Raw genomic sequence first — 25189 nt, 5'->3', positions numbered from 1 at the left:
CGTAGGCGGCAGCCGTGTCGAACACCCGCGCGCCGATCTCATAAGCCATCGCCAGCGCGGCTTGCGACCTGATATCGTCGACCTCGCCATAGATTGTCGCCGTGTCACGCCAACGCGCGGGGCCACCCGCCGCCCAGGTGCCGATGCCGATGCGCGGTACCGAGCGGCCACCCCAAAGCATCATCATCTGCATGCCCGGCTCCTCAACGACGCAAGCTGGCGTGGCGGGCACGCTCGCGGATCTCTTCGCGAGAAATGCCGGCATCCGCCAGTGTGCTGTCCCGGGCCTGCCTCAAGCTCGCAAGCGTCTGGCGATAGGCAATCCAGCGGGCGAAACGGTATCGAAGTTCATCCAACATGATCGTCTCCTTTGGCACGCAGAATGCCCGCCCGGGTTGGTCGAAAGCGCAAAGCCTCTGCGCGAATCGCATGCGCGATCGAAAGGGCTGCGCTCGCTTCTTGGCCAGCCGAGGCGCTTGTCCCTGTCCCGCCAGGCAGGATTGTCCAACGCCTCCAATGCCTGCATACTTGCGCACGATGCCCGCTTTGCGCTACAGCCACGGTCGCAAGGAGTTTTTCATTTCTGCAAAATGGATATCGGCTGGGACGATCTGAGGTTGTTTCTCGACGTTGCGCGGCTGGGTGGCTTGAGCGCAGCGACGGGAACCACGCGCCGCAGCGCAGCCACCCTTGGACGACGCGTCACCGCGCTCGAAAAGCAGATCGGCGAACCTCTGTTCGTGCGCCAGCAGACCGGCTACCGGCTGACCCCGGTCGGCGAGGAACTGCTGCGGCGCGCCGAAGACGTCGAGGCGGCAATGCAGTCGCTGACCCGCTGGCGCGAGGGAAACCTGCCCGACCGCATTGTCCGCGTCTCGGCCGGGCCATGGACCTCGGCCTTCGTTTCCGCCCATATCGGCGAGATCTGGACGGTCGATGACGGCATAAGGGTAGAGCTTGTCACCACCACCGACCGGGTCGACATCGGCCGCCGTGCCGCCGACATCGGCATCCGCAGCGAGCGCCCGACCGAGCAGTGGCTGGCCGGCCGTCAGAGCGGCAAGGTCGCCCACGCCATTTATTCCGGACGTCACCTGATCAACGGCATCGCCGCCGGATTGTTCGTCGGCGTCACCGGCGAAGGCGCAAACATTGCCTCGGCGCGCTGGCTGCAAGCCCATCACGGCGACCGCATCGCCGTACGCGGCAACAACACCCATTCGGTGCGCGAACTGGTGGCCGCCGGCGCCGGCCTTTCGGTCTTTCCGTGCTTCGTCGGTGACGGCGATCCGCGGCTGGTTCGCGTTGCTCAGCCTATCCCCGAACTTGAAACCGACCAATGGATCGTCACCCATCACGAGGAACGCCACTCCCCGCCGGTACGGAAAGTCGCCGACCGGATCGCCGCCTTGATGCGGGCGCACCAGCCGCTGTTTCGCGGCGAGACGCCGATCCGGTAAGCCTCAGGCATCGATCGGCCGCCAGTGGATCAAGAATCAGATATTTTGGTGGGCCGGACGATGGTACCGCCGCCGTTGAGGACGCCGGACTGCGGCGCGCTGCTCGTCGAGATCCTTGCCTTGGGCGAAGAGAGCGGTATAAACCGATCAGCACCGGGCCCGCCTATCCGGTCACTCGTCCTCCTGCCGGCTCATAGCCGTATGCTTCGCCCTTACGCACCACGCGACCGATGCCCGGCCAGCCAAGGTGCGCGCCGGCGATCCACGTCCCCGCCTCGGCCGCGTCACTGAAAACCTTTAGGCGGGTTGCGCGCGCGGTCAGCTGATCGTCGTCATAGCCCCAACTGAACGCGGGATTGCCGAACTGCAAGGCCGGCACATGAACGATGTCCCCGAAGAATAGGAAACGGTCCTCGTCCGTGTCGAACGTGTAGCCGGTATGACCGGCAGCATGACCGGGCAAGGCGACCGCCCTCAATCGCTCACCCACCTGGTCGCCATTCTGGACAGGCTTCAGCAGGGGCCGGAACTGCGCAAGGTGCGCGTAAGCGAAAAAGCTCCCCACAGCCGCCTCGGGAATAGCGATCGCCTTCAAGTTTGGAAAGAGCACTCGGCCGTCGGGGGTCAAAAGTCCGTGCACATGATCCTGATGGGCGTGGGTGAGCGCCAAGACCGTGATCGAAGCCGGGTCGATCTTGGCTTCCGCCATGGCCTGCTCAAGACGCCCCACTGTCGGGGCCTAGCCCCTCCTCCGCTGTCGATCAGAACGCCGTCAACGCCTGGACCTGCGAGGGCGAAGCAATTGACAGACAGGCGAAGCGCCCCTGCCAACGCAGCTTGCGGCACCGGATTGTCCTGCGGGTCCCGCAGAAGGTCCGCCGGCATCTCGATGTAACCGTCCGAGAGCGCCCAGACGCGCCACCTTCCCGACGTGCTGCCGAGCACGTTATTGGTTTGCGATGTCACGATCATATGGCCACCTGCCGCAAACGAAAATGGAGGATAGGTTCGATTGTCACTATTTGGCTCTCTGCATCCTCTGCGCAAAAATGTGGGGAAACCGATGAAGATCAATGCGGAAAGCACCCGATCTCGATAGGCCACGGATCGGATGATGATCGTTGACGGATCTGCTAGCTTCGCGGCGATGCCAGCTCTTATTGCATTCCCATGTAGATTCCTCCCTTCGTAAGCTCGTCAATCATCTGATTTATGCGCTTTCGGCGTGTTTCCAGGTGACGGGCGCGCTCGATCCAATGCAAGTAATCATTGCGCTGATAGGGAGGCCGTTGCTCGAAAGCAGTCATCAGATTTGCGGCCTCGAGCTCTGCACGCAAACTGTCGGGCATCTTAGCCAATGGACGTTTCAGCAACTCACGTCTCCGCCATTCGAATCCTGATGCTGGAATAGATCACAAGTCAGCCGTCGCGCCTGCGAGACCGCAGCCGGCCTGGCGACAGCCCTTTCAATCGGGTCACGACGCGATTCATATGGGCCTGGTGAGTGAAACCCGCGTGCTGAGCAATCTCGGCCAGCGGCAGATCGCTATTTTCCAAAAGCTCGACCGCGCGATCAACGCGGCGGCGTAAAATGAATTGATGTACCGGCAATTGCGTCGCCTCGCGAAAGGCGGCGGTGAAGGCGCGTCGTGGTATTCCCGCGATGCCGGCAAGATGGTCGATCGACACCCCCTTTTCCAGATCGCCGTCAATCGCAGCGAGGACGCGGTCGAACCGCTGCGAGGTTAGGACCGGAGACTTCTGCTGCCGCTGGCGTGCATGCCCGAGACGGAGCAGGTTCGCGAAAACCAGGCCCAGCGTCCATTCGCGGACGATCGGGTTGGCTGGCGGGTCGCCTTCGAGGCGTCGGCACAACTCGGCCACCAGCGAATCGCGTATCGGTCGATCGGTCAGGATTACCAGGTCCTCGGGGGTCCCGCCTGCGGATACCAGGAGCCTCGACGCCAGCGCGGAGTCAACGGTGATCATCGTCAGCTCTCGCGGCTCCTCGATCTTGAACCGCGTGGCACGCTCTGGAAGACTGAGCAGCAGGTCGCCGGGGCGGGTGAAGACGCGCCGCAGCCCGCGGCCAAGATCGATCTCTGCATAGGATGAACCGCTGCGAATCACACGCAGCTGAACGACTCCGGCCGGCGCATGGCGATAGTCGCCGGCAGGAAAGAACAACCTCTTTGCACTTGCCGCGGTCACCATCGTTGTACCGGGCGTCCGGACGCAAGTTCCTCCAGGACTTCGATGATCGATCGCCGCATCCTCGATCCTTGATGCCTACACTTTTGCCCGTTTGACTGGTCCACCAGGCGCATCATTTGCCAGGGCAGTCAGTTCACCAATCCGGGGCACAAAGATGTTGTGCAGTGTCTGGGTCATAATGGTCATTTCACGCTGAACTTGCAGTTCCTGTGCGGCGGGAAACAATGTGCCCTGCAAGAAGAGCTCCAGGCCTGCCTTGTCGTCCCATTCTCGATGATGCGATAACCATCGTCTGTGGCATGCGCGATGTGCTGGTAGATGCCGCCAGCGGGCCGTTTCTCCACGCCGATCCGATCGAGGATGCGGCTATAATCTTCGGCCGTCAGGCCGGCAATATCAAGTGTCGTCACTACGGCCATGGTTCATCCTCGCTGCTGATAGTGGTTGTTTGAGGTGGAGTTCTTGGACGGACCCGGATCCTATTGGGCCGATGTCGTTTGGCATCGCCCGCCCTGACGGCGAGTTTGTCTCCCGAACTTCACCGACAGGAGCAGTCTTTGGTCCTCAGCCACCGAGCGCCTCGATGACAAGACGGGCGGTCGCCGCTCCGGAGAAGTTCTGCTGGCCGGTGATCAGATTGCCGTCGCGCACGGCAAAATCGCGCCACAGCCCGGCCTGAATATAGTTCGCGCCGAGCGCACGCATCTCATCCTCGATCCGCCATGGCATCAGATGCGTACCGTGCGGCAGCGCGCCCATCTCCCAGACGGCATTGTCGGCGAAGTCCTCCTCGACATTGGCGAACCCCGTAACAGTGCGCCCTTTGGCCAGCAGCTCGCCGGTTGAGAGGCGCGCGTAACGCAGCAGCGCGACGCCATGACACAAGGCAGCCGCGACCTTGCCGGCCGCGAAAAAGGCGACGAACAGCCGCTGCAACTCAGTCGCACCTTGGAAGGTGAACATCGGCGCTTGGCCGCCAGCGACGACGATCGCGTCGAACGCGTCGACCGACAGCTCTGCGATGGGCCGGGTCGTCTCCACCAGCACCGCCAGTTTCGGCGTCGACAGGAAACCGAGCGAGATCAGATCCGTATCCGAATAGCCGGACGGATCGCGCGGGTCGCTCAATGCATCCGCCTCGCATTTGTTGCCCTCAGGCGAGAAGATCGCGACTTCGTATCCGCGCTCGGTGAAGGCGAGCCAGGGATGAGTTAACTCGCTCCACCAAAACCCGACCGGCCAGCCTGTGGTGGTTGACACAGCCGGATTTGAAAGGACCATCGCGACGCGCTTTGGACGCAGCGGGTCGAGCGGGTTGGGATCGCGGACCGACATGCGTGATATCAGGCCGGAATGGGAGCGTTTGGGCGCAAAAACGCGTCCTCGACCAGCGGCGGCAGCTCCTCCAACCTGGGCGCGAAGATGTTGTAGAGCGGTTCGATCGTCATCTTTATCTCTCGGTTCAAGCCGATCGCCGCCGCCGCCGGCGCCAACGCGTCTGCATGAATGCCTCGAATCCCTCGCGATGATCCCACACCTCGACGACGCGATAGCCGCCCTCAATTGGTGCGGTCAAATGCAGATAGATCCCCGGTTCGGGTCGGAGCTCTACACCCATTTTCATCAAGGATTGCGCGGTACTCCTTCGGTGTGATTCCGAGGACGTCGATCGTAGTGATATAAGCCATGATTGGTCCTTATTCTTTGGGGGTGGCAGGCACTTGGTCAGACGAGATTCGCCCAAATCGTCTTGTATTGGGTGTAGCTTTCCCACGCCTCGCGGCCCTGCTCGCGGCCATAGCCGCTCATCTTGAAACCTCCGAACGGCGCATTAGGATGGTACTTGTGCCAGCAGTTCAGCCAGACCGTGCCTGCCTTGATCCGGTCGGCGAGCCGCAAGGCGCGGCCGAGATCGCTGGTCTGGATGCCCGAGGCGAGCCCGTAGCTCGTATCGTTGGCGATCCGGATCGCGTCCTCCTCGCTGTCGAATGGAATCACCGGCAGGACAGGACCGAAAATCTCTTCGCGCGATATCCTTAGGCCGTTGGTCGCATCGGCGAAGATGGTCGGCTCGATGAAGAGGCCCTTGCCGTTGACCTGGCGGGTGCCGCCGCCCGCGGCCAGTCGCGCGGTGCGCTTGCCCGCTTCGACATAGCTCAAGACCTTGTCATACTCGCCCCGCGATGCGATCGGCCCGATCATCGTCGCAGGGTCCAGCGGATCGCCGAGCGTCGCCGACTTCGCCATGGCGCTCAGCTTCTCGACGGCCTCGTCATAGCAGGCGCGTTCAACCAGCAGGCGCGATCCGGCGACGCAGACTTCGCCCTTGTTCCAGAAGATGCCCCAGAAGGCTGCCTGTATCGCGACATCGATATCGGCATCGGCGAAAACGATATTGGGACTCTTGCCGCCGAGCTCCATGGTCAGGTGTTTCATCGTCCCGGCACCGTTGCGCATGATGCCCTGGCCGACAGTGGTCGACCCGGTAAAGGCGATCTTGCCGACGCGGGCATCGTTGACCAGCGCGTCGCCGATGGTGCCGCCCGGGCCGGTGACGAGATTGTAAACGCCTGGCGGCACGCCCGCGTCGAGGATCACTTGCGCCAAGGCGAGGGCCGTCAGGGGCGTGTCGGTCGCAGGCTTGTGAACGACCGTGTTACCCGCCGCGAGTGCCGGCGCGATTTTCGAACAGGACAGCGCGAGGGGAAAATTGAACGGGGTGATCGCAGCGACCACGCCGAGCGGCTCGCGCCGCGTCAGGATCCTGATATTTGGTTCGTAGCTGGTACGATAGGCGCCGTCCATCGCGCTCATGGCGAGCCCGCCATGAAAGCGGAACAGTCCTGAGCAGTGCGGCATGATGATATCGCGGAAATCGCGATAGGGCATACCCATATCCATCGCCTCGCGCACCGCGAAATCCTCGGCCCGCTCGTCCATTAGATCGGCGATGCGAAACAGGATCTTGGCGCGCTCCTCATGATGCATCCGCGCCCAGGGTCCTTGCTCGAAAGCCCGCTGCGCGGCCGCGACGGCATCGCTCGTGTCGGTGACGTCCGCCTTCGCAATATCGGTGATCGCCGCCTCCGTGGTCGGATCAAAAGTCGTCGAAGTCTCGCCGCTGACGGCATCGCGCCATTGGCCATCGATCAGCAGACGTCCTACTGGAATCGCCTTGCGCCGCGCGAGTAGATAATCAGTCATGAACCCGTTCCGTCCTGTCGAATGAGATTGAAGGAAATTGTCGGCCCCATCCCGCGCCGATAGGCGAGCTGGACCAATAGCAGCATCATCGGCTCGATCAGGCGCGAGGCCGTGAGATCGCCGACATCGACCGGCATTGTCGGCAGATCGGCGAGAAGCCGGCAAACCGCCGCCTTGGCATCTGCGTCATTGCCGGCGACATAGCTCGTCACCGGATCGCCGTTGAGACGCGGATCATCCCTGTCAAGCAATTCGGCAAAGGTCGGAATGCACTTGACGACAAGGGCGCCCCGCGCGCGCCTCTGAACCTCCTCGCCTACAGACGTAGTAGTGCCTAGCAGCATCGTGGAAAGGTCAGGCGCGACTGCATTGGTATTGTCCCAGACGATCTTGCCCGACAAATCGCCAAGCGCGTCCATCGCCAGCTCGAGAGCCGGCCATGGCGTCGCCAGGGCAATTACGTCGGCCCATCTCGCTACTTCGTCAGGGGCACCGAAGCCAACACGGAGGGTTGCCGCGATTGCGCGCAACTTGCCTTCGTCACGACTGAAGCTGAGGCGAATTTCGTGCCCGGCGAGGCCAAGACGTTTCGCCAAGGCCTTCCCGAGCGAGCCCGGTCCGATGATCGCAACTTTCACAACTGCCTCCCGACACGCGATCGGGCTTGCCTAGCATCATTGCAGTCGCGCTTATTTCACGAATTGCCCTTGCACGATCGGGCGCACTCGTCACATGGGTCGGCGCCAATTGGCATCCGGATCCGCCGCGCGCTCACGCCCTTCCCGAACGTGTCCCTATTGGGCATGTATGTGTGGGCGACCATAGAGCAGGGTGCGATCAGCGGAGGTCCCCAGGGCACAAGCCTGCTCATATTGGTTGACGCTAGATTTTCCTTGCCTAATCCGTCGGCGTTGCGATGACTTTTGTGGCATCAGCATAACGCGATTGCCTGCAAATCCGGGGAAAGGCCGCCTCAGGACGGCTTTCCGGACTGGCACGCCCCTTGCTTCGTTATTCATGTGCAGAGCGTCTAGGGTTCCGGCCGTGTCGATCACGGTGCTGGTCCAAGAGACGCGACCGCTTGAGATGCATTGAGGCATCTGGCGGAACACGGCGGGCCAAAATCCCGGGAGAACCCTGCACGGGTTTGCTGGCGCGAACCTCTCCCGGATGCGCGCTCCGTGAACCCCCCAACAGACGTTCGGACGCAATCCGGATCGCAAACAGGGGTATGTAATGTTTCGCAAACTGGCCACAATCATCCTAGCCGCATCACTCAGCCTCCCCTTCATCTCAGCCGCGCAAGCGGCGCCCAAGAAAGACTTCAAGATTTGCTGGTCGATCTATGTCGGCTGGATGCCGTGGGGCTATCTTTCCGACAGCGGCATCATGAAGAAGTGGGCCGACAAATACGGCATCAATGTCGAGATCACCCGCATCAACGACTATGTCGAGAGCATCAACCAGTACACGGCCGGCGGCTTTGACGGCTGTTCGATGACCAACATGGATGCGCTTTCGATCCCGGCCGGCGGCGGTGTCGACACGACGGCCTTGATCGTCGGCGATTTCTCCAACGGCAACGACGCGGTCATCCTCAAGAACAAGACCGCGCTCAAGGATATTGCCGGCCAGAAGGTCAATCTCGTCGAGCTCTCCGTCTCACATTACCTACTTGCGCGCGCGCTGGAGACGGTGGAGTTGGCCGAAAAGGACATTACGGTGGTGAACACCTCCGATGCCGACATGGTCGCTGCCTACGGCACCAGCGACGTCACCTCCGTCGTCACCTGGAATCCGCTGGTCTCGGAAATCGCTGCCATGCCGGGCGCCCACAAGGTATTCGATTCGACTGAGATCCCCGGCGAGATCATCGACATGATGGTCGTCAACACCGCGACGCTGAAGGACAATCCGGCCTTGGGCAAGGCGCTGGTCGGTGCATGGTATGAAGCCATGGCGCTGATGACGTCGGGTACGCCCGAAGGCAAGGCGGCCAAGGAAGAGATGGCCAAGGCGTCGGGGACGGATCTTGCCGGTTTCGACGCTCAGCTTGCATCAACGGCGATGTTCTTCGAGCCGGCCAAGGCGGTCGCATTCACCAACGGCGCCGAACTGCCGAAGACCATGGATCTGGTGCGCAACTTCCTGTTCAGCCACGGTATTCTTGGTACCAACGCGCCGAGCGTCGACGTGATCGGCATGAGCTTCCCCGATGGCTCGACGCTGGGCGACGTCAACAACGTCAAGCTGCGCTTCGATCCGGCCTTTATGGCAGAGGCAGCGGGCGGAACGCTCTGACGCGGGAGCGCGACATGCTAGCCAGAGGAACCGGCATCATGCAGGCCGCAGCAGGTCCCGGAGTCGCGCGCCTGCAACTTAGCAGGCCGAAAGCGCGGCTTCGCATCATCAACGCGACGGTCTCCCGCGGCGGAGCGTTGCTGCTTGGGACGCTGCCGTTTGCCGCCGTGGCGATTGCCTATCTCTTCGCTTCGGCGCAAAGGCTGGCGGTCAATCCCAGCGACAAGCTGCTGCCCTCCCCTGCACAGATGTGGTCGGCCTTTTCAGACCTGGCGACAGTGCCGGACAAGCGCTCCGGCGACCTGATCCTGTGGGCCGACACCTATGCCAGCCTGATCAGGCTGTTCGCCGGAGTCGGCATGGCCACGCTGGTGGCGCTCAGCCTCGGCGTCGCCATAGGTTTCATCCCGCGCGTCAGGGCCTTTCTGCTGCCCTTGGTCACAGTTGTCTGCGTCATCCCGCCACTGGCGCTGCTGCCGATCCTGTTCATTGCGCTCGGCCTCGGCGAAACGGCCAAGATCACCTTGATCGCTCTCGGCGTCGCACCGGTCATGGTGCGCGACATCGCCAACCGGGTGATGGAATTGCCGCCGGAGCTCGTCGCCAAGGCACAGACGCTCGGCGGCAACAGCTGGACCATGGTGCTCAGGCTGGTGCTGCCACAGGTCATGCCGCGCCTCATCACTTGCGTACGGCTGGCGCTTGGGCCGGCCTGGCTGTTCCTGATCGCGGCAGAAGCCATCGCCTCCACCGAGGGGCTCGGCTACCGCATCTTCCTCGTTCGTCGCTACCTATCGATGGACGTCATCCTGCCTTACGTCGCCTGGATCACGCTGCTTGCGGTGATGACCGACTGGCTGCTCGTGCGGCTCTCTCACATCATCTCGCCCTGGGCGCATCCGGTGCGGACCAGATGAGCCGGATCCTCGTCCATGGGCTGGAGAAGAGCTACGGCGACGCCCGCGTGCTGGAACGGGTCAACGTCTCCGCCGAAGCGGGTGAATTCCTGTCGCTGGTTGGCGCCAGCGGTTGTGGAAAATCGACATTCCTGCGCATCCTGCTTGGCCAGGAACAGCAAAGTGGCGGCGTGGTCGTCGTCGGCGACCAGCCGATCGTGCCGGAACCGACGCCGCAGCGCGGCATCGTCTTCCAGCGCTATTCCGTGTTTCCGCATCTGACCGCGCTGCAGAACTTGCTGCTGGTCGAGGACTTCCGTTCGGGCGGACCGTTCGGCCGCGTCTTCGGCGCCAGGCGCAAAAGCGCCAGGCAAGAAGCCGAAACCATGCTGGAACGGGTCGGGCTTGGCCATGCGCGCGACCTCTATCCGGCAATGCTTTCTGGCGGCATGCAGCAGCGGCTGGCGATCGCGCAGACCTTGCTCGGCCGGCCGCAGATCCTGCTTCTCGACGAGCCCTTCGGCGCACTCGATCCAGGTATTCGCATCGAGATGCATGAGCTGCTCACCGAGCTCTGGACCGAGCACGGCATGACCGTGGTCATGGTCACCCACGATATCGGCGAGGCATTCAAGCTCGGCACCCGCGTGCTGGTCTTCGACAAGGTGCGCCACGACCCCCAGTTCCCGTCCGCCTATGGCGCGACGATCACCTACGATCTGAAGCTCGACCGCAAGCACCGGGCTTCCGCACGAGACGTGGCCGAAGTGGCCGCGATGGTCGGGACGACCCGACTGGATAGCGCAATCGCGACGACGGCGTCGTGAAGGAGGTTTCATGCACAGAGATAGTCCAGAACGCCGGCATCGTCGCGCCGGGCTCACCGACCACCAGCCACGCCGACGCTTCCACCATCCGAACTTCGAGATCCGCGACACGCAGGGCTGGAAGTCTATCGAGGCGGAAGGAAAGCTGCCCGAGGACGGCTGGCGCAAGGAACAGAAATGGGCACTCGACATGGGCCTGCCCGGATCGGATTCGATCATCGACAAGTCGATCCCGACATTCGCGCGAGGCGAGTTGCCGCATTTCGCCGGCATCAACACCTTCCTCAAGGCGCCCTATGTCGAGAACGTCCGCGATGTCGGCAGATATGACGCTGCCGTCATGGGCATTCCTTTCGACAGCGGCACCACTTACCGGCCCGGAACCCGCTTCGGGCCGCAAGGCATGCGCCGCATCTCGGCGCTTTACACGCCTTACAATTACGAGCTCGGTGTCGACCTGCGCGAGCAGATGACGCTTTGCGACGCCGGCGACGTCTTCACCATCCCCGCCAATCTCGAAAAGAGCTTCGACCAGATCACCAAGGGCGTCAGCCATGTCGCCTCGTCCGGCGCGCTGCCGATCATGCTCGGTGGCGACCATTCGATCGGGTTTCCGTGCGTGCGCGGCATCGCCGACGTGACCTCCAAGCGCATCGGCATCATCCATTTCGACCGCCACATCGACATCCAGGAAAAGGATCTCGACGAACGTATGCACACGACGCCCTGGTACTGGGCGACGAACCTGCCGAACGTCTCGGCCACCAATCTGGTGCAGCTCGGTATCGGCGGCTGGCAGGTGCCCCGCTACGGCGTGGCCGAGGCGAGAAAGCGCGGCACCAACGTGCTGACGATCTCCGATATCGAACAGATGGGGCTGGAGAAGGCGGCCGAGATCGCGCTCGAGCTCGCATGGAAGGACACCGACGCCGTATACATCTCCTTCGATGTCGACAGCATCGATTGCGGTTTCGTGCCGGGTACGGGCTGGCCGGAGCCCGGTGGCTTCCTGCCGCGCGAGGCACTGAAGCTGCTCGGGCTAGTGTCGGCGCCCGGCATCTGCGGACTGGAAGTGGTCGAGGTGTCGCCGCCCTACGACACGTCAGACATCACGGCGCTGTTTGGCGTGCGGGTTGTCGTCGAGGCGCTCGGCTCGATGGTCGCGCACGGCAATCTCGGCAAACACAAATCCATCATCGACAAGCCGACGAGCTTTTGACCATGCACGATGATCATCACCACCACAGCCATGACCATGGCGACGGTCACCATCACGGGCCGAACGGTCATCATCACCATCCCCACCCCGTCGGCCACAACGGGCCGGCCGGCAAGCCGTTGCAATGGCAGACACCGCATCTACCGCACGATCATGCGCCCGAACCCGCCGACGCGCCGGCGACGGACCTCGATCTCGTCGAGATCGCGTTTCTCGAAGGGTTTTCGCGGGCGCCCGACCCGTCCAGTTTCCTGCGCCTCGCCGGGATTCCGTTCGTCGGCGAGACCGCCGACGGCGTGCGGCTGCATCTTCTGCGCGTCGAGACGCAGGACATGGTCGATGTCGGCGCCGTCATGCCGCTGATTGGTGGCGCCGGCGTCACCTATCACCCGCTGCCCGCGAAACTGACGTCGCGCCGGCACCGCCTGGCCTTCGTCTACCATAACGGCAGGGGACAAAGACTCCTCGACTTCGGCGAGGCGCGGCTTCTGGCCGACAGGTCCGGCGCCGCACAATTCACCATGCCAGGGGCCGGACAATGAGCACCGGCCTTGAACCGATCGCACCTCTATCAAATAGGTCAAGAACCATGAACAGAACGCTTTCATTCTTCGGCAGACTAGCCCTGGCAGCCGCCACAACCCTCATCCCCTCATTGGCCTTCGCCCATAGCGGCGGTTTTCATGCCCACGGGTTTGTAGACGGCCTTCAGCACCCGCTGACCGGTATGGACCACCTGCTTGCCATGATGGCTGTAGGCATCATTGCCGCTCGCGCCGGCGGCAAGGGGATCATCATCGTGCCGTCGTGCTTTGTCTCGGCGATGCTCGCTGGCGCCCTGCTCGGTATCGCCAGCATCGGCCTGCCCTCACTGGAAACCGGCATAACGCTATCGCTGGTGGTCTTCGGCGCCATGATGGCGCTTGCCAAGCCGCTTCCGCTCGCTGTGGCCGCCTCGCTGACTGCTCTCTTCGCCCTCTTCCACGGCAATGCCCATGGCCTCGAAATTCCCGAGACGGCCAGCGGCATCGCTTATGCGGTCGGCTTCGTGGTCGCTACTTCGGCTCTTCACGCGACCGGCGCGTTAGCCGCCCTAACACTTCGGCGCTGGCCGCGAGCCATCCGCACGGCAGGGGTCGGCACGTCGTTGGTCGGCGTGGCGCTGGCGGCACAGATCATCTGAACCGCAGCCCATTCATCTGCGATGAACAGGAGGCGAAGGCGTGATCAACCGGCTAACCGTTTGGCAGCGCATCCGAAACGTGCTGTACCAGATCCTGAAGACCCGGTCTGAGCGACTCTGATCTCATCCGGAGATTGAGGCTAGCAGCTTGCCGTGCGCGCGCGCGCGTACGGAGCGGTCCGCCGTGGGTCGCGATTAACTTCCTAGCTGCAGCCGGACGGTCTTGCCTGACGTCGCCGGCCTGTTCCCAGCTACGCCAAATGATCGCCGTCGTGAACTCCGCGCTGGCGAGCGTGACTTGGTCGTCACCGCTGCTGGCGGCCTCCCGGGCGCGGTCATGAAGAACTGGCGTGTCAAAGCGCCGAACACATTCGATCGCGAATTCGGCTTCTCACGCATGGGCTACGAGATCGCCGCAGGGTGGGGTGCGGCGATGGCCGATGTAGCATCCAGACAGTAATTCGAGGTTGATTGCGCACGGGACTATGCGCGGATTTCTATTCCGAACACCGTGCCGGCGTCGTTCAAGCACTTGATAAACGATCCTGACACTCCACCGGCGGTTGGCAACACATCTGCGGCCTCCGGAGGCCCACCGTAAGTCAATAAAATCAAACGCTATGGACGGCGGTTCGCCAGTTATTACTTGGCTACCCGAGCCAAAACACACCGCTAAGTCTTGGTGGGCCCGGAGGATGTGCCGAAAGCGTTGACTTTGTTGGGTTTTTCGGGGGCCAAAATCAGGAGTCTTCCCGTATTGTTCCGTATGGTCCCGCGACTGCCTTGAAGTCGAAGAGACTCCTGCCCCGTTCGGGCCATGAACTGGAATAATAACCACTCGATTGTTTTTAGCCGAGCTAGGTCATTGATCTAGCTGGGTTTTTTATTGCTTGCCGCACCGAAAGCCGACGCATGGTCCGTCAAAAAGTTACGAACATTCGAGCCGGAACTTCGTGCTTGGATCGTTTCGACCTCCAAACGTCTGGACACCTATCCAGCCGACTTGGATCGGTGAACGGTATTCGTAGGCTATCAAAAAACCAATCGTTGTCATGGGACGCATTGGTTCTTTATGGCCCACGAGCGGCAATGCTTAGAGCAACAGGCCAGGCGGTGCCGTCTCAAATACCCGGCACAGAAACACACTTGTTAGGCGCCCTTTGCCGCAAGCCTTCCGTTGCATTAGTCTGCAAACATGTCGTAGTTCATGACCGATCATTTCGCTGAGGGGGCGAAATTCATGGAAATGCAGCAGGTCCGCTATTTCCTGGCCCTGTCCAACACGTTGAATTTCACCAGAGCGGCTGAAGAGTGCAATGTCACCCAGCCTGCGTTGACGCGCGCCATCAAGACGCTTGAAGACGAATTGGGCGGTGAGCTTCTTCGGCGCGAGCGCCAGCATTCCCATTTGACCGAGCTTGGGCGACGCATGCTGCCATTGCTGCAGCAATGCTACGACGCAGCAAGCTCCGCGAAGTCACTCGCCAAAGCCGTGCAGAGCAGTGATGTGGCGCTTCTGAACCTCACCATCTCAAACAGCGTCAACATAGCGCTCCTTGTTTCGCCATTTACCGAGCTGTTCCGGGCCTATCCGGGAGTGCATCTCAAGATCAGCCGCGGCTCGCCGACGACTGTGGTCGAAGCACTGAAGAATGGCGACGTCGAACTGGCGGTGGCTGGCCCACTTGGGCCGGCTTGGGATCGGCTCGACATCTGGCCACTTTTCCAGGAGGAAATCGAGCTGGTGGTGAATTCCGATCACCCGCTTGCCCGTCGCAACGAATCCGACGTTGCGCTCAGCCAGCTTGCAGCAGAGCCTGTGCTCAGCAGGATCGATTGGGAAACGAGCGAGGATCTGTCCCGGTGTCTTTCGGCGAATGGGCTGACGCCGCGGACCGCGCATGAAGTCGAGACCGACCACGATCTGCTGGCGCTGCTGGAAGCCAATGCCGGAGTTGGCTTTGTTTCGGTGACGGCGCCGCGTTCGCCCAACATCCGCAGGCTCAAGCTGCGGGGTGTCGACATCTCGCGCATCGTCGCCGTCTACGCAGTCGCCGGCCGACATCGCTCTCCCGTGGCCACGACGCTGCTCAACCTGTTGCGCTCGACGGACTGGTCGCCCTTTGGCGTCAGCGAGCCCGCCTGAGTCCCGCAATCAGATCGTCGATATCCATTCGCCGACGGTAGTCGGGATCGACGAACCGGTCTGTGATCAACCCGTCCGTGCCAACAATGAAAGTCGCGGGGATCGGCAGGAACCAGCTGGCATTGCCTTGGTAGTTTGGGAGATCATAGGCAACGCCCATCAACCGCTCCATCTCGGCCCCAATCCAGATCGCAAGGTTGAGCGAGAGGGCATAACCATTGTCCATGTCGGTGAGGAATGGAAACTCGGCACCGACGGCCGCTTTCATGGCCTTCGCGAATTTGCGCCGTTCGGGCATGATTGCGACCACCTGGCCGCCCAGCGCTGCGATCTCCTCATGGGCTTCGACGATGCCGATCGCATTCAACCGGCAATAGGGGCACCAGTGCCCGCGCTGGAAGGTTATAACGGCCGGGCCCTGTTGCAGGATGCTCGCGAGACTGATCAGTTTGCCGTTGTCGTCAGGTAGCAGGAACGCTGGCATCGGGTCGCCCGGGCCTGGCGATATCGCCCCTGCCCCTTGGCCCTGCAAACGCGCCACCAGACGGTCGACCGCGTCGGCGAAATCACCATTGAGGCGGCGCACGGCCCTTGCGATCACGTCCAGCCGTTCGTTCAGCGGCGCATCAAGCTCAATGGCCGCCTGCACGGATTGTTCGAACGTCATATTCTCGCCATCGGCAGCCATTTGGGCACTTTCGCATTTCTCAGCTAGCCTATCATCGAAAACACCCGGCCGTGGCCATGCCCATTGTGCATGATTTCGATAAGCGGCATGCATTCCAGCATCCGACGGTCGTTGTTTGTTCGCGTCCCGTCGCCAATTCGTTACATCGCGCCCGAGATTCAGTGCAGTTTCACTCGCGGTTTGGTGCGTCGCGCCAGGATCCCGGAGATTGTGTCCAGCGCCGTCTTCAAGGTCCCGTGCACAACCTTCAGATGCAACTTGTAGAGCGAGCGATACATCAGCCGGGCAAGCAGGCCTTCGATCTTCAGTCCACCGATCAGGGTGCCGAACGAGCCGTAGTCGGCGAGCGAAACAAGGGAGCCGTAGTCGCGGTAACGGAATACCGGCGCGGCCCGTCCATCGAGGCGCGCGGCAATCACCTTGACCAGGTGACCAGCCTGTTGATGGGCTGTCTGAGCGCGCGGCGGCAAAGGATTGTCCCCGCCGGGGAGGACACAGCTCGCGCAGTCGCCGATCGCAAACACGTTTTTGTCCCCTCTGGTTAGCAATGTCTCGTCCACGACGAGGCGGTTGAGGCGGTCCGTCTCGAGGCCATCGAGTTTTCTCAGGAAATCCGGCGCCTTGATTCCAGCGGACCAGACGACGAGCTCGGCCGGCACAAATAGCTTCTCGCCAAGCCTGATGCCGTCCTCCATCACTTCGGTGACCTTGATCCCGCACCGTATCTGCACGCCGAGATCACGAAGCAGATGCGCCGAGGCGCGCGCCAGGTGCTCGGGCAAAGCCGGAAGGATGCGCGGCCCCGCCTCGACAATGGTGATGCGGATCAGCCTTTCGAAATCGATGTTGTCGAGGCTATGCGACGCGATCTCCCGCATCGACCTGTGCAACTCGGCTGCCAGTTCGACGCCGGTGGCCCCGGCGCCAACGATGACGCAATGGAGTTGGCCAGACGACAGCTGTTCGTATTGCGCGTTGGCGCGCAGACATGCATCTATCATGCGCTTATTGAATCGGGCGGCCTGATCGGCCGTATCGAGCGCGATTGCGTGGCGAGCCGCCCCTGGCGTGCCGAAATCGTTGCTGACGCTGCCGACGGCCAGCACCAGCGTATCGTAGCCTAGCACACGTGGCGGTATGATCTGCCTGCCTTCGTCGTCGAAGCTTGGCGAAACAAAGATCTGGCGCTTGGCGCGGTCCATGCCGACGACTTCACCGATGCGGTATCGATAGTGATGGCGACTGGCATGGCCGATGTATTCCACCGCATCGTTCGACGCGCTCAGTGCGCCTGAGGCGACCTCGTGCAGAAGCGGCTTCCAGATGTGGGTGCGATTGCGGTCGACAAGCGTGACGGAAAGCCGCCGCTTGCCGAATTTGTGGCCGAGGCGCGTCGCCAGTTCCAGTCCGCCCGCACCGCCGCCGACGATGACCACGCGATGGAGCGAGCTATCCGCATGGGAAGGAGTTTCCGCTATCGCGCGAAAAAGCGCGGCGTTGTTGGCGAGCACGGCTTCTGGAACCAACCGCATCCCCGGCGTGATGATGTGCATCGGTATTCTCCGTGTCTGTCCTCGGTCTCGCCGCGCTCGAACAAGTCACTCTTGCGATTCATGGATGACGATGCCTTGCAGCATGTCGACGTCGCATTCCCATGGCTTTTCCGACAGAACGCGCTGCGCATGCTCGTACCCAGCCTGCCAACGCGTACGGATACCGGCTCGCGTGAAATCGATGTCCTTGGTGTGGTCTTCGCCGTCGAGGCGTGGTGAAAGCAATCTCACCAGGTGCATGACTGACGGGCAGCCATAGGACGCGAGTTCCTTGAACATTGAATCCTCGCGCCGCTCCTCGGGGACGAGCTTTCCCAATTCGCGCACGACGTGGCGCAGACGATGCAGTTGTTCCTGCCGGGCCACATGGCTTTTGCCGCGGCTGGCGTATTGCAGGTCCTTTTGCCGCCCCATCACCTGCCAGATCGACTTCGGCTCGGTGGCACGGGGCTGCCACATGTTCACGGCAAAGATCAGCGCGTCGCGCCGCGGACGCGCGTCCAGCACGACTTCGATAGGCGTGTTCGAGTAAATGCCGCCATCCCAGTAAGGCTCGCCGTCGATGCAGACTGCCGGAAATGCCGGCGGCAGGGCGCCCGACGCCATGATGTGTGCCGCCGACAATGTCATCTCGCGGGTGTCGAAGTATTTGAGTTCGCTGGTGTTGACGTTGACCGCGCCGACCGTCAGCCGCGTATGGCGTCGATTGAGATAGTCGAAGTCGATCAGGTCATTCAGCGTCCTCTTGAGCGGATCGGTAGTGTAGTAGGAGGCATTCTCCACACCGACTTCGCGATTCACACCGAACATGGCGCTCGGGTTCGGTTCAAAGAAGCCGGGTATGCCGCGCATCACCGTGCCCATATTGGCAAAGATGTTGCTTGGAACCATCATCGCAAAAAACTCGTCGAGCGGGCTGCTCCGGCTGATGCCGTCCCAAAATTCCTGCAGCCTCGGCAGCCGATCATTCGGCCCGTTTCCCGCGATCAATGCGGCGTTGATGGCGCCGATCGACGTGCCGATGACCCAATCCGGCTCGATGCCGCCCTCAACCAGTGCCTGGTAGACGCCGGCCTGATAGGCGCCGAGGGCACCACCGCCCTGAAGCACCAAGACGGTCTGGCGCTTGGCTGCACTGTCCGCCAGACGATCAATCTCTGGCTCGGCTTCGGACACGGACGGATTTCGAGTGATCTTGTTCATGGGGCATTATTCCTCATTTTGGGGCTAGTGAGCCGTCCAGCCGCCCTCGATCGGCAAGATTGCGCCGGTAATCGAAGCTGCATCTTCCGAGGCCAGGAACAGGCAAAGCGCCGCAACCTGGGCAACTGTCACGAACTGCTTGGTTGGTTGCGCCGCCAGAAGCACGTCCTTGATCACCTGTTCTTCAGTGATCCCGCGTGCCTTGGCCGTGTCCGGTATCTGCTTTTGAACGAGCGGGGTCAGCACATAACCGGGACAGACCGAGTTAACGGTGATGCCCTGCTCGGCGACTTCCAACGCGACCGTCTTGGTGAGGCCGGCGACCCCATGCTTGGCGGCGACGTAGGCGGATTTGTATGGCGAGGCGACAAGGGCGTGTGCGGATGCAACGTTGATGATGCGACCCCATTTGCGTTCCTTCATCGCCTGCAGGGCGCGCCGGATCGTGTAGAACGACGACATCAGATCGATCGCCACGACCGCCTCCCATTTCTCGATTGGGAACTCGTCGATCGGCGCGACATGCTGGATGCCGGCATTATTGACGAGGATGTCGATCGCGCCGAACTCGGCGATCGCTTTGTCCATCATCGCGGTGATCTCGCCCCCCTTGCTCATATCGGCATTGTCGTAGCGAACAGTCACCCCGTGATCGGAGGCAAGCTTTGCCCGCAGCAGTTCGATCTCACCGACATCGCCGAAGCCGTTCAGAACGATGTTGCAACCCTTGGCCGCAAAGGCCTCGGCGATGCCTTGGCCGATGCCGCTGGTCGAGCCGGTGATGAGTGCTGTCTTTCCTCTGAGCATGGTCGTTTCCTTCGGTTGGAGCCTCGGCCGGAGTGGCCGGCACTCGGCTACGAGCAACGCGCTTGCGCGCCCAGGTCTCGAGTTCTGCGTCAAGTATGGCGAGCGGCTCGAAGCAGCGGAAATGCCGTTGAGACATGGATTCGATAGCCGACGGTCAGATCATCGGCTCGGCGCCGGCGACCCCGTCGACGCTGCCGCGGCGAACGGGCGAAGGCGTTGACCGCCGGCGGGTGAGCTTGCCTCGCATGCAAGGCCGGCGGATCTCTGGCACATCTGCGCGCTCAGTTCTTTCTGATCGTCGAGGTCACGGACTGGATGACCTCGGTCGCCATCTTGAACTGCGCCTCGCGGTCGGTGATGCCATGCCGCTTGGCGATCCAATCGAAATCGCTATAGGCGGCGTAAACCGCACCATTCGCGGTCTGGTAAACCAGAACGCGCACCGGCCAGTCGAGGCCAGCTTCGGGATTGGAGGTAATGAAGGTCGTGCCGAGCGCGGGATTGCCAAACATCACCAGCCGCGACGGCCTGACATCGTTGCCGGCGTTGTTGCCAAGCGTGGCCTGGTCGATGACGCCGAAGAACTTGATGCCCTTCTTGAGCACATCCTTCTTGATGCGGGCGACGGTTTCGGCGACGGAATAGTCGCTTTTCACGGTGACGACACCGTCCGAAGCGGCGGCGGGGATGACAACCGCCATCAGCATGGCGGCGCCGGCAATCAGGGTTTTCAGGTAGGTGGTCATGTCAGTCTCCTTTGGTGGATGGTCAGATGTTGTGTCGTCAGCCTCTTACGTCTTTGGCGTTTGCAGCACGCGCGCGACAACGATGGCGCCAGCAAGGACCGCGGCGAGAACGGCCACGCATGTGGTCCAGCCGATCCGGTCGTAGATCTGTCCGATGACGAAGCTGCCTGCGAGCCCGCCCGCATAGTAGGAGGCGAGATAAATGCCGCTTGCGGCGGCGCGGTCGCGCGAGGCCGTCCGGCTGACGTGGCCCGTCGCTATTGCCTGCGCCAGGAAGGTGCCGATGGCGATCAGCGCCATGCCGCCGAGAACAATGGGAAGGCTGGTCGTGAGCAGCAGGAGCAAACCCAGGATCGCCAGCGCCAACGTCGAGCCAATGCCGATCCTTGGACCGAGGCTCGCGGCGACACGTCCGGCGAGCGGGGTGGTCAACATGGACGGCAGGAAAACGAAATACACCAGTCCCAGCGCCATCGGCGACAGCGACAGCGGCGCGGCGACCAGTTGGAAGTTCACATAGGTGAAAGTGCCTATGAACACGAAGAGGATCAGGAAGCCGACCGCGAAACAGGCGCGTAGCTCGGTGTTGCTCAGCGGACCTTTCCAGGCCGCGCGGGCAGGCTCACCCATCACTTCGGCGCGCATCATTGCAGATGTCTTCTGCAGCGTGAACCAGACCAGAGCCGCGCCAATCAGGTTGAGGGCGGCGAACGTCAGGAAATTGGTGGCGATGCCGAACGTATCGGCGACGGCGGCCGACATCAGCCGTCCGAAGAAGTTACTGGCAACGTTGCCGGTCACATAGGCCGCAAGTGCGCTCGTCGTCAGCCGCGCGGAAAAATGCTCCGCCAAGTAGGCCATCGTCAGCGTGAACGCGGTCGACATGCACAGACCCTGAGCGATACGCAGCAGGGCAAAGACGACGATGCTGTCGGTCTGCGATAGAAGCGTCGTCGGGATCGCCAGTACCGCAAGGCTGATCCAGATGCCGTTGCGGCGATCAAGGTTCTTGCCGAAAAGCGCCATCGCAATGCCGGCCACAGCCATGCCGAAAGTGCTGGCATTGACGGCAAAACCCATGGTCGCGCGGCTGACGCCGAATTTTATCACCAGCGAAGGCAAGATGGCCTGGGTGGCGAAAAGATCGACGAGCGTGAGAAACGCGATCAGGGCAATCAGGCCGAAGCGCCAGCTGTCCGCGCCAACCATGCGGAGCCGCGTCGGTTCAGTCTGATCACTGGTCGTCATGACAGGGCTCTGTGGCCACGTCCCCAGGCGATCACCCGAGGACGCGCTTTCAGTTGCTGATGCTGGAACTTGCTCGCCGCAACGAGCGGCTTACATCATGTGGTCTTCGTGCATCGCCGGCGGCAGGACGTCGGCTGAATAGAGCACCGCAGGCACCTTGCCGTTGTTCTTCCACCAGTGGGCGAGCTGACCGAACTCGGCAGTCACGTCGCCAGCCGGATGCTCGATGCCGACCTTGCAGGTGCTGCGATATTCGGTGATCGAGCCTTCGACGACGATGATGTTGGCCGGGCGAACATTGTGCTCATGCCACGGCACGACACCGCCGGGCTGAATGACGAGCTTGCGAAGGCGCAGCATGTTGCCTTTCCAAGCTTCGCCCTTGCTGCTCAGATCGATCGCCGAGAGAACGGTATCAACAACGCCAACGGGCTTGCTTGGATGTTCCTGGATGTCGGTCGTGGCGGCCTGGCCAACAGGGCAGTCGCCGGCGAAAGCCGGGGCCGCGGAAAAAGAAGCAGTCGCGGCAAGCAGCCCGACCGCAAACGCAAGGTTGAGTTTCTTGGTAGCCATCTTGTATTTCTCCAGTTTCTTGGTAGCCATCTTGTATTTCTCCTTTGTCGGTGCCCAAACGCGGGGGGCGGGGCATGACAGGGAGACTGACCGGAGCAGCAAGGAAAGAGAAATGCTGACTGGCTTTCAATTCGATACCTGAAATCTATCATCGGCCGCTGCGGCTGCACGAAACGCGCACGGCAAGATTTGCCGTGCGACATCAGACTTTCTTCGATTTTGCTTCAGGCTGCGGTTTTGCGGATTGCCATCGGTATGGCGCTTGTCGTCCAGCCGTGTGCCTTGACGCTGCTGACGAAGGCCGAGGCAGCCGGCGAGAACCGGCGCCCTGCGACGACGACCAGAGATACCTCCCGCCAGACCTCGGGATCGATAACCGGTCGCACCTGTAGGCCGGGGATCACGGCGCTGAATTCGGGGATAAAGCAAATTCCCAGGCCGCCGGAAACCATGTTCTGAATCCAGTCCTCACGCTCGCTGGCGTAGGAGATCCTGAGCTTCACGCCGCGATCGTTGCACAGCCCGGCAAGATGATCGCGATATTCGCAGTTGAGACGCCTGAGATAGTTTTCACCGTCGAGTTCGGAGATGGCGACACTGTCGTTGCGAGCCAGCCGATGACCGTTGGGAAAGGCCAGGACAAAGCGTTCGCGATAGAGCGGGGTGACATCGAACCGGTCCGGAAAGCTGTCGCTCGACGCCATGATTGCGACGTCGATTTCCCCAGATTCAAGCAGTTGGGAAAGCGATGCCGGCACGCCCTCGACCAACTGAAGCTGGATGCCTTGCTGGCGTCGATTGAAGTCGGTCAGAAGGCCAGTGAAACGGCGCGGACCGATGGTGCACATGACGCCAACTTTGAGGTTGGCGTTTTCCAGGCACAAGAATCTCGACGCTTCCTGCCGCACTCCGGTCAGTTCGTCGAGGATCTGCTGGAATCGCGGTCGCAGCAGCACGCCCAGGTCCGTCAGATGGGTCAGGTTTCGTTCGCGGCGAAACAAAAGGCCGCCGACCTCGTCCTCAAGCTGCTGGATGGCACGCGAGAGCGCCGGCTGGGTGACGTTGCACTTTTCGCCAGCGCGCGTGAAGTTTCGCGTCTCGCACACCGCAAGGAAGTAGCGGATGTGATGAATGTCCATGCCGATTGTTCCCGAGTTGCAAACGAGGCTTTTCCTAGCTTCGTAGCCTGCCGCAAAGCCTGTCTCGGCGCCAATGCACTGCGGCTATAAAGTCAATAGCAGTCTGTCATGGCGCGATCATCGCGCGTTGCAGACATCGTATGCGACGCTGGGGGGCGAGTGATCTCGAAGCTGAAGGTTCGCCGACGACCATCGTGGCGCCGGTTCAAAGCAAAATCGCGGGATCTTGCCCAGAATGGCAAAATCTTGCGACGCGCACGCGATGGCAGCCAATGCAATCCGCCTATGGAGTTCATGCCACCTTGGCATTTCGCCAACAGGAGATGATGCGGCAGTCTCTTCCTCAAAAGCCCTGGCTGGCGTTTTGGGATGGAGACCAAGAAGATGCATTTCCCGACTGGAACCGAGACCGACAAGGCCGTCATCGCCGGCGCAAGCCCTGTTGTGCAAGACACGCAGCTCGTCGACATCGTCCTGCCAAGTGACGCAAATGGCGCGTTTGTCTGGGGCGTGCTCGACCGCCTGCTTGACGAGCCCGGCCTTTCTTTTGGCAACATCACCGCGTCCGGTTTCGGGGCGATGGAGGCGGCGGTTCTGGCCTATGGGCTGGCTCTGGGCGGTCGGCGTGGCGCACGGACGGCGCTCACCAACTTCTGGCGACGCGTCAGTCACGCATCGATGTTTTCAGCCGATACAGCCAATCCGCTGAGATCGATACTGGAACAGTCAATCGACATTGCGGATATCCGGAAGAAAAGCTGCCCGGTGAGCCTCAATATCCTGGCTTCAAATGCCCGCACCGATGCTGTGAAGATTTTCACCAACGAGCAATTGTCGCTCGACGCGATCTTGGCCGCGGCCACAATCCCGTTCCTCTTCCCGGCCGTGGAGATCGACGGCGACACCTATTGGGGCGGCGGCGACCTTTCGGTTTTACCGTTTGTCCACCCGGTTGAAGCCGGCCATCGGCTGATCGTCGCCGGCAAGCCTTCGTTATTCGTGACGCCGTGCGCGGATCGCCGCCTTGCCGCCAGTCATTGTGCGATGAAGTGCACGCCGATTCACGCCATGTTCGACAGTCGGCGCCAGGCTGGCGCAGCGCTGTTTTCAAGGCCCTGGACCGATTGGGGTGACCTGACCGACACGCGTGACAGAGGACGGGAACGAGTTGAAGACTGGCTTCTGACAGATCATCTCGCCGTGGACGAACGCCCTGCCGTCGACAGCAAAAACCGATACGTCTAGGCGCCTTCTCTCCCGCCTAGCCGCGCCTGCTTCGCCCCTCACGAACGCAGGCGCCAAGCCCTCCGGTTCCTCGCGGAGGGCTTTTTGCTTGGCGCCGCTTCAACATAGTGAGCGCGTATCAAATCCATGCCGAGACAGCATTTCAGCTTGGGGTTCTGATCAGGGACACTGCTTGCAGACAGGCCGCAAGGTCAGTCTTTCCATCGAAACGCAACCAGGAGACACGTCTGTGATCGACACCAAAACCCTCATCGGATCGGCCCTCGCGGCCGCCACCTCGCTGGCCGCCACGGCGGCCTATAGCGGCCCCGCCGCCCAGCCCAACTTCGCCTTCGAGAAGTGCTACGGCGTCGTCAAGGCTGGCCAGAACGACTGCCAGACCGCAACGCATTCATGCGCCGGCACCGCCACCGCCGACAACCAGCGGGATTCCTGGCTCTACGTGCCCGCAGGCAGCTGCGCGAAGATCGCCGGGGGCAGCGACAAGCCGAAAGCCTGAGCAATCCAGACTTCGAGCCAACCCTCTAGAATGGAGCA

Annotated in this window: 28 protein-coding genes, 1 pseudogene and 1 riboswitch; of the genes and pseudogenes, 12 read left to right on the top strand and 17 right to left on the bottom strand. The window is 61.8% G+C overall.

All coding sequences use genetic code 11. The features are described 5' to 3' along the window. Positions 1–193: pseudogene (locus NKI18_RS30755) on the bottom strand (aldo/keto reductase); the annotation flags it as partial. A 10-nt stretch (positions 194–203) separates the two neighbouring features. Next, positions 204–359 (bottom strand): YjiS-like domain-containing protein, encoded by a 156-nt coding sequence (locus NKI18_RS30750; protein WP_156937304.1) that lies wholly within the window; start codon positions 357–359, stop codon positions 204–206. A gap of 231 nt (positions 360–590) precedes the next feature. On the opposite strand from NKI18_RS30750, the gene NKI18_RS30745 reads away from it, so the two are divergent. Continuing rightward, positions 591–1460, top strand: a complete 870-nt coding sequence (locus tag NKI18_RS30745; protein WP_352647932.1) for a LysR family transcriptional regulator — start codon at positions 591–593, stop codon at positions 1458–1460. A 163-nt stretch (positions 1461–1623) separates the two neighbouring features. Here the strand turns inward: NKI18_RS30745 and NKI18_RS30740 are convergent, their stop codons facing one another. The 4 genes from NKI18_RS30740 to NKI18_RS30725 all read right to left on the bottom strand — a co-directional run bounded on the left by NKI18_RS30740 (position 1624) and on the right by NKI18_RS30725 (position 3911). Continuing rightward, positions 1624–2169 carry an MBL fold metallo-hydrolase gene (locus NKI18_RS30740; protein ID WP_352621119.1) on the bottom strand — a complete coding sequence of 182 codons (546 nt, stop codon included), beginning with the start codon at positions 2167–2169 and terminating at the stop codon, positions 1624–1626. A 448-nt stretch (positions 2170–2617) separates the two neighbouring features. Then, a complete protein-coding gene (locus NKI18_RS30735; protein ID WP_352621171.1) occupies positions 2618–2809 on the bottom strand; it encodes a YdeI/OmpD-associated family protein in 192 nt (63 codons plus the stop codon). A gap of 70 nt (positions 2810–2879) precedes the next feature. Further along, entirely contained in the window at positions 2880–3674 is a 795-nt protein-coding gene (locus NKI18_RS30730) for a helix-turn-helix domain-containing protein (protein ID WP_352621121.1), read from the bottom strand. Between the two features lie 75 nt (positions 3675–3749). Next, positions 3750–3911 carry a hypothetical protein gene (locus NKI18_RS30725; RefSeq protein WP_353021674.1) on the bottom strand — a complete coding sequence of 54 codons (162 nt, stop codon included), beginning with the start codon at positions 3909–3911 and terminating at the stop codon, positions 3750–3752. Positions 3912–3973: 62 nt separating this feature from the next. Between NKI18_RS30725 and NKI18_RS30720 the strand changes: the two genes are divergently transcribed. Beyond that, complete coding sequence (locus NKI18_RS30720) at positions 3974–4126, top strand: hypothetical protein (RefSeq protein WP_353021671.1); 153 nt, start codon at positions 3974–3976, stop codon at positions 4124–4126. A gap of 112 nt (positions 4127–4238) precedes the next feature. On the opposite strand, the gene NKI18_RS30715 is transcribed toward NKI18_RS30720, so the two are convergent. The 3 genes from NKI18_RS30715 to NKI18_RS30705 form a co-directional block, all read right to left on the bottom strand. Further along, complete coding sequence (locus NKI18_RS30715; protein WP_352621125.1) at positions 4239–5009, bottom strand: type 1 glutamine amidotransferase domain-containing protein; 771 nt, start codon at positions 5007–5009, stop codon at positions 4239–4241. Between the two features lie 390 nt (positions 5010–5399). Further along, complete coding sequence (locus tag NKI18_RS30710) at positions 5400–6878, bottom strand: aldehyde dehydrogenase family protein (protein ID WP_353021668.1); 1479 nt, start codon at positions 6876–6878, stop codon at positions 5400–5402. Beyond that, the gene (locus NKI18_RS30705) at positions 6875–7516 is read right to left on the bottom strand and encodes an NADPH-dependent F420 reductase (protein ID WP_352621128.1); all 642 of its coding nucleotides are present in this window, start codon (positions 7514–7516) and stop codon (positions 6875–6877) included. Before NKI18_RS30705 ends, NKI18_RS30710 begins: the two co-directional genes overlap by 4 nt. Before the next feature lie 381 nt (positions 7517–7897). Continuing rightward, positions 7898–8013, top strand: a riboswitch (guanidine-I (ykkC/yxkD leader). A 101-nt stretch (positions 8014–8114) separates the two neighbouring features. Here NKI18_RS30705 and NKI18_RS30700 point away from each other — a divergent pair. The 8 genes from NKI18_RS30700 to NKI18_RS30665 all read left to right on the top strand — a co-directional run bounded on the left by NKI18_RS30700 (position 8115) and on the right by NKI18_RS30665 (position 15450). Then, positions 8115–9179: a putative urea ABC transporter substrate-binding protein gene (locus tag NKI18_RS30700; RefSeq protein WP_352621130.1), complete on the top strand. Its 1065-nt coding sequence runs from the start codon at positions 8115–8117 to the stop codon at positions 9177–9179. Positions 9180–9217: 38 nt separating this feature from the next. Then, the gene (locus NKI18_RS30695; RefSeq protein WP_352621173.1) at positions 9218–10096 is read left to right on the top strand and encodes an ABC transporter permease; all 879 of its coding nucleotides are present in this window, start codon (positions 9218–9220) and stop codon (positions 10094–10096) included. Next, on the top strand, positions 10093–10902 hold the full coding sequence (locus NKI18_RS30690; RefSeq protein ID WP_352621132.1) for an ATP-binding cassette domain-containing protein: 810 nt from the start codon (positions 10093–10095) through the stop codon (positions 10900–10902). The genes NKI18_RS30695 and NKI18_RS30690 overlap by 4 nt, the downstream gene beginning before the upstream one ends. 10 nt (positions 10903–10912) lie before the next feature. Continuing rightward, a complete protein-coding gene (locus tag NKI18_RS30685) occupies positions 10913–12121 on the top strand; it encodes an agmatinase family protein (protein WP_352621134.1) in 1209 nt (402 codons plus the stop codon). A 2-nt stretch (positions 12122–12123) separates the two neighbouring features. Continuing rightward, a complete protein-coding gene (locus NKI18_RS30680; protein WP_352621136.1) occupies positions 12124–12663 on the top strand; it encodes a hypothetical protein in 540 nt (179 codons plus the stop codon). Positions 12664–12710: 47 nt separating this feature from the next. Beyond that, positions 12711–13304, top strand: coding sequence for a HupE/UreJ family protein (locus NKI18_RS30675; RefSeq protein ID WP_352621138.1), 594 nt, complete (start codon positions 12711–12713; stop codon positions 13302–13304). Between the two features lie 337 nt (positions 13305–13641). Then, entirely contained in the window at positions 13642–13764 is a 123-nt protein-coding gene (locus NKI18_RS30670; RefSeq protein ID WP_352449789.1) for a hypothetical protein, read from the top strand. A gap of 747 nt (positions 13765–14511) precedes the next feature. Then, positions 14512–15450, top strand: a complete 939-nt coding sequence (locus NKI18_RS30665) for a LysR family transcriptional regulator (RefSeq protein WP_352621140.1) — start codon at positions 14512–14514, stop codon at positions 15448–15450. On the opposite strand, the gene NKI18_RS30660 is transcribed toward NKI18_RS30665, so the two are convergent. The 8 genes from NKI18_RS30660 to NKI18_RS30625 form a co-directional block, all read right to left on the bottom strand. Then, on the bottom strand, positions 15434–16138 hold the full coding sequence (locus NKI18_RS30660) for a peroxiredoxin-like family protein (protein WP_352621142.1): 705 nt from the start codon (positions 16136–16138) through the stop codon (positions 15434–15436). The two genes, NKI18_RS30665 and NKI18_RS30660, sit on opposite strands and share 17 nt — an antisense overlap. 158 nt (positions 16139–16296) lie before the next feature. Continuing rightward, complete coding sequence (locus tag NKI18_RS30655) at positions 16297–17691, bottom strand: NAD(P)/FAD-dependent oxidoreductase (protein WP_352621144.1); 1395 nt, start codon at positions 17689–17691, stop codon at positions 16297–16299. 45 nt (positions 17692–17736) lie between these two features. After that, positions 17737–18894: a patatin-like phospholipase family protein gene (locus tag NKI18_RS30650; protein ID WP_352621146.1), complete on the bottom strand. Its 1158-nt coding sequence runs from the start codon at positions 18892–18894 to the stop codon at positions 17737–17739. A 24-nt stretch (positions 18895–18918) separates the two neighbouring features. Continuing rightward, a complete protein-coding gene (locus NKI18_RS30645) occupies positions 18919–19701 on the bottom strand; it encodes a 3-hydroxybutyrate dehydrogenase (RefSeq protein ID WP_352621148.1) in 783 nt (260 codons plus the stop codon). A 281-nt stretch (positions 19702–19982) separates the two neighbouring features. After that, a complete protein-coding gene (locus tag NKI18_RS30640) occupies positions 19983–20447 on the bottom strand; it encodes a DUF302 domain-containing protein (protein WP_352621150.1) in 465 nt (154 codons plus the stop codon). Between the two features lie 45 nt (positions 20448–20492). Beyond that, a complete protein-coding gene (locus NKI18_RS30635) occupies positions 20493–21695 on the bottom strand; it encodes an MFS transporter (protein ID WP_352621152.1) in 1203 nt (400 codons plus the stop codon). Between the two features lie 90 nt (positions 21696–21785). Next, positions 21786–22298, bottom strand: a complete 513-nt coding sequence (locus tag NKI18_RS30630; protein WP_502900793.1) for a cupin domain-containing protein — start codon at positions 22296–22298, stop codon at positions 21786–21788. Positions 22299–22492: 194 nt separating this feature from the next. Further along, positions 22493–23407 carry a LysR family transcriptional regulator gene (locus NKI18_RS30625; RefSeq protein ID WP_352621154.1) on the bottom strand — a complete coding sequence of 305 codons (915 nt, stop codon included), beginning with the start codon at positions 23405–23407 and terminating at the stop codon, positions 22493–22495. Between the two features lie 369 nt (positions 23408–23776). On the opposite strand from NKI18_RS30625, the gene NKI18_RS30620 reads away from it, so the two are divergent. Then, entirely contained in the window at positions 23777–24652 is an 876-nt protein-coding gene (locus NKI18_RS30620) for a patatin-like phospholipase family protein (RefSeq protein ID WP_353021658.1), read from the top strand. Between the two features lie 229 nt (positions 24653–24881). Further along, a complete protein-coding gene (locus NKI18_RS30615; RefSeq protein WP_352621158.1) occupies positions 24882–25151 on the top strand; it encodes a BufA1 family periplasmic bufferin-type metallophore in 270 nt (89 codons plus the stop codon). Positions 25152–25189: the final 38 nt, after the last annotated feature.

The sequence above is a fragment of the Mesorhizobium sp. M0800 genome (assembly GCF_040320095.1).
Classification (GTDB): domain Bacteria; phylum Pseudomonadota; class Alphaproteobacteria; order Rhizobiales; family Rhizobiaceae; genus Mesorhizobium.
The sequence above is the reverse complement of the archived record's forward strand: the minus strand, read 5'-3'. Positions and strand labels throughout refer to the sequence as shown.

Coding starts and splice junctions, on each gene's coding strand:
- NKI18_RS30750 (WP_156937304.1), bottom strand. CDS start 359: ATGTTGGATGAACTTCGATACCGTTTCGCCCGCTGGATTGCCTATCGC.
- NKI18_RS30745 (WP_352647932.1), top strand. CDS start 591: ATGGATATCGGCTGGGACGATCTGAGGTTGTTTCTCGACGTTGCGCGG.
- NKI18_RS30740 (WP_352621119.1), bottom strand. CDS start 2,169: ATGGCGGAAGCCAAGATCGACCCGGCTTCGATCACGGTCTTGGCGCTC.
- NKI18_RS30735 (WP_352621171.1), bottom strand. CDS start 2,809: ATGCCCGACAGTTTGCGTGCAGAGCTCGAGGCCGCAAATCTGATGACT.
- NKI18_RS30730 (WP_352621121.1), bottom strand. CDS start 3,674: ATGGTGACCGCGGCAAGTGCAAAGAGGTTGTTCTTTCCTGCCGGCGAC.
- NKI18_RS30720 (WP_353021671.1), top strand. CDS start 3,974: ATGCGCGATGTGCTGGTAGATGCCGCCAGCGGGCCGTTTCTCCACGCC.
- NKI18_RS30715 (WP_352621125.1), bottom strand. CDS start 5,009: ATGTCGGTCCGCGATCCCAACCCGCTCGACCCGCTGCGTCCAAAGCGC.
- NKI18_RS30710 (WP_353021668.1), bottom strand. CDS start 6,878: ATGACTGATTATCTACTCGCGCGGCGCAAGGCGATTCCAGTAGGACGT.
- NKI18_RS30700 (WP_352621130.1), top strand. CDS start 8,115: ATGTTTCGCAAACTGGCCACAATCATCCTAGCCGCATCACTCAGCCTC.
- NKI18_RS30695 (WP_352621173.1), top strand. CDS start 9,218: ATGCAGGCCGCAGCAGGTCCCGGAGTCGCGCGCCTGCAACTTAGCAGG.
- NKI18_RS30690 (WP_352621132.1), top strand. CDS start 10,093: ATGAGCCGGATCCTCGTCCATGGGCTGGAGAAGAGCTACGGCGACGCC.
- NKI18_RS30685 (WP_352621134.1), top strand. CDS start 10,913: ATGCACAGAGATAGTCCAGAACGCCGGCATCGTCGCGCCGGGCTCACC.
- NKI18_RS30680 (WP_352621136.1), top strand. CDS start 12,124: ATGCACGATGATCATCACCACCACAGCCATGACCATGGCGACGGTCAC.
- NKI18_RS30675 (WP_352621138.1), top strand. CDS start 12,711: ATGAACAGAACGCTTTCATTCTTCGGCAGACTAGCCCTGGCAGCCGCC.
- NKI18_RS30670 (WP_352449789.1), top strand. CDS start 13,642: ATGAAGAACTGGCGTGTCAAAGCGCCGAACACATTCGATCGCGAATTC.
- NKI18_RS30665 (WP_352621140.1), top strand. CDS start 14,512: ATGACCGATCATTTCGCTGAGGGGGCGAAATTCATGGAAATGCAGCAG.
- NKI18_RS30660 (WP_352621142.1), bottom strand. CDS start 16,138: ATGGCTGCCGATGGCGAGAATATGACGTTCGAACAATCCGTGCAGGCG.
- NKI18_RS30655 (WP_352621144.1), bottom strand. CDS start 17,691: ATGCACATCATCACGCCGGGGATGCGGTTGGTTCCAGAAGCCGTGCTC.
- NKI18_RS30650 (WP_352621146.1), bottom strand. CDS start 18,894: ATGAACAAGATCACTCGAAATCCGTCCGTGTCCGAAGCCGAGCCAGAG.
- NKI18_RS30645 (WP_352621148.1), bottom strand. CDS start 19,701: ATGCTCAGAGGAAAGACAGCACTCATCACCGGCTCGACCAGCGGCATC.
- NKI18_RS30640 (WP_352621150.1), bottom strand. CDS start 20,447: ATGACCACCTACCTGAAAACCCTGATTGCCGGCGCCGCCATGCTGATG.
- NKI18_RS30635 (WP_352621152.1), bottom strand. CDS start 21,695: ATGACGACCAGTGATCAGACTGAACCGACGCGGCTCCGCATGGTTGGC.
- NKI18_RS30630 (WP_502900793.1), bottom strand. CDS start 22,298: ATGGCTACCAAGAAACTGGAGAAATACAAGATGGCTACCAAGAAACTC.
- NKI18_RS30625 (WP_352621154.1), bottom strand. CDS start 23,407: ATGGACATTCATCACATCCGCTACTTCCTTGCGGTGTGCGAGACGCGA.
- NKI18_RS30620 (WP_353021658.1), top strand. CDS start 23,777: ATGGAGACCAAGAAGATGCATTTCCCGACTGGAACCGAGACCGACAAG.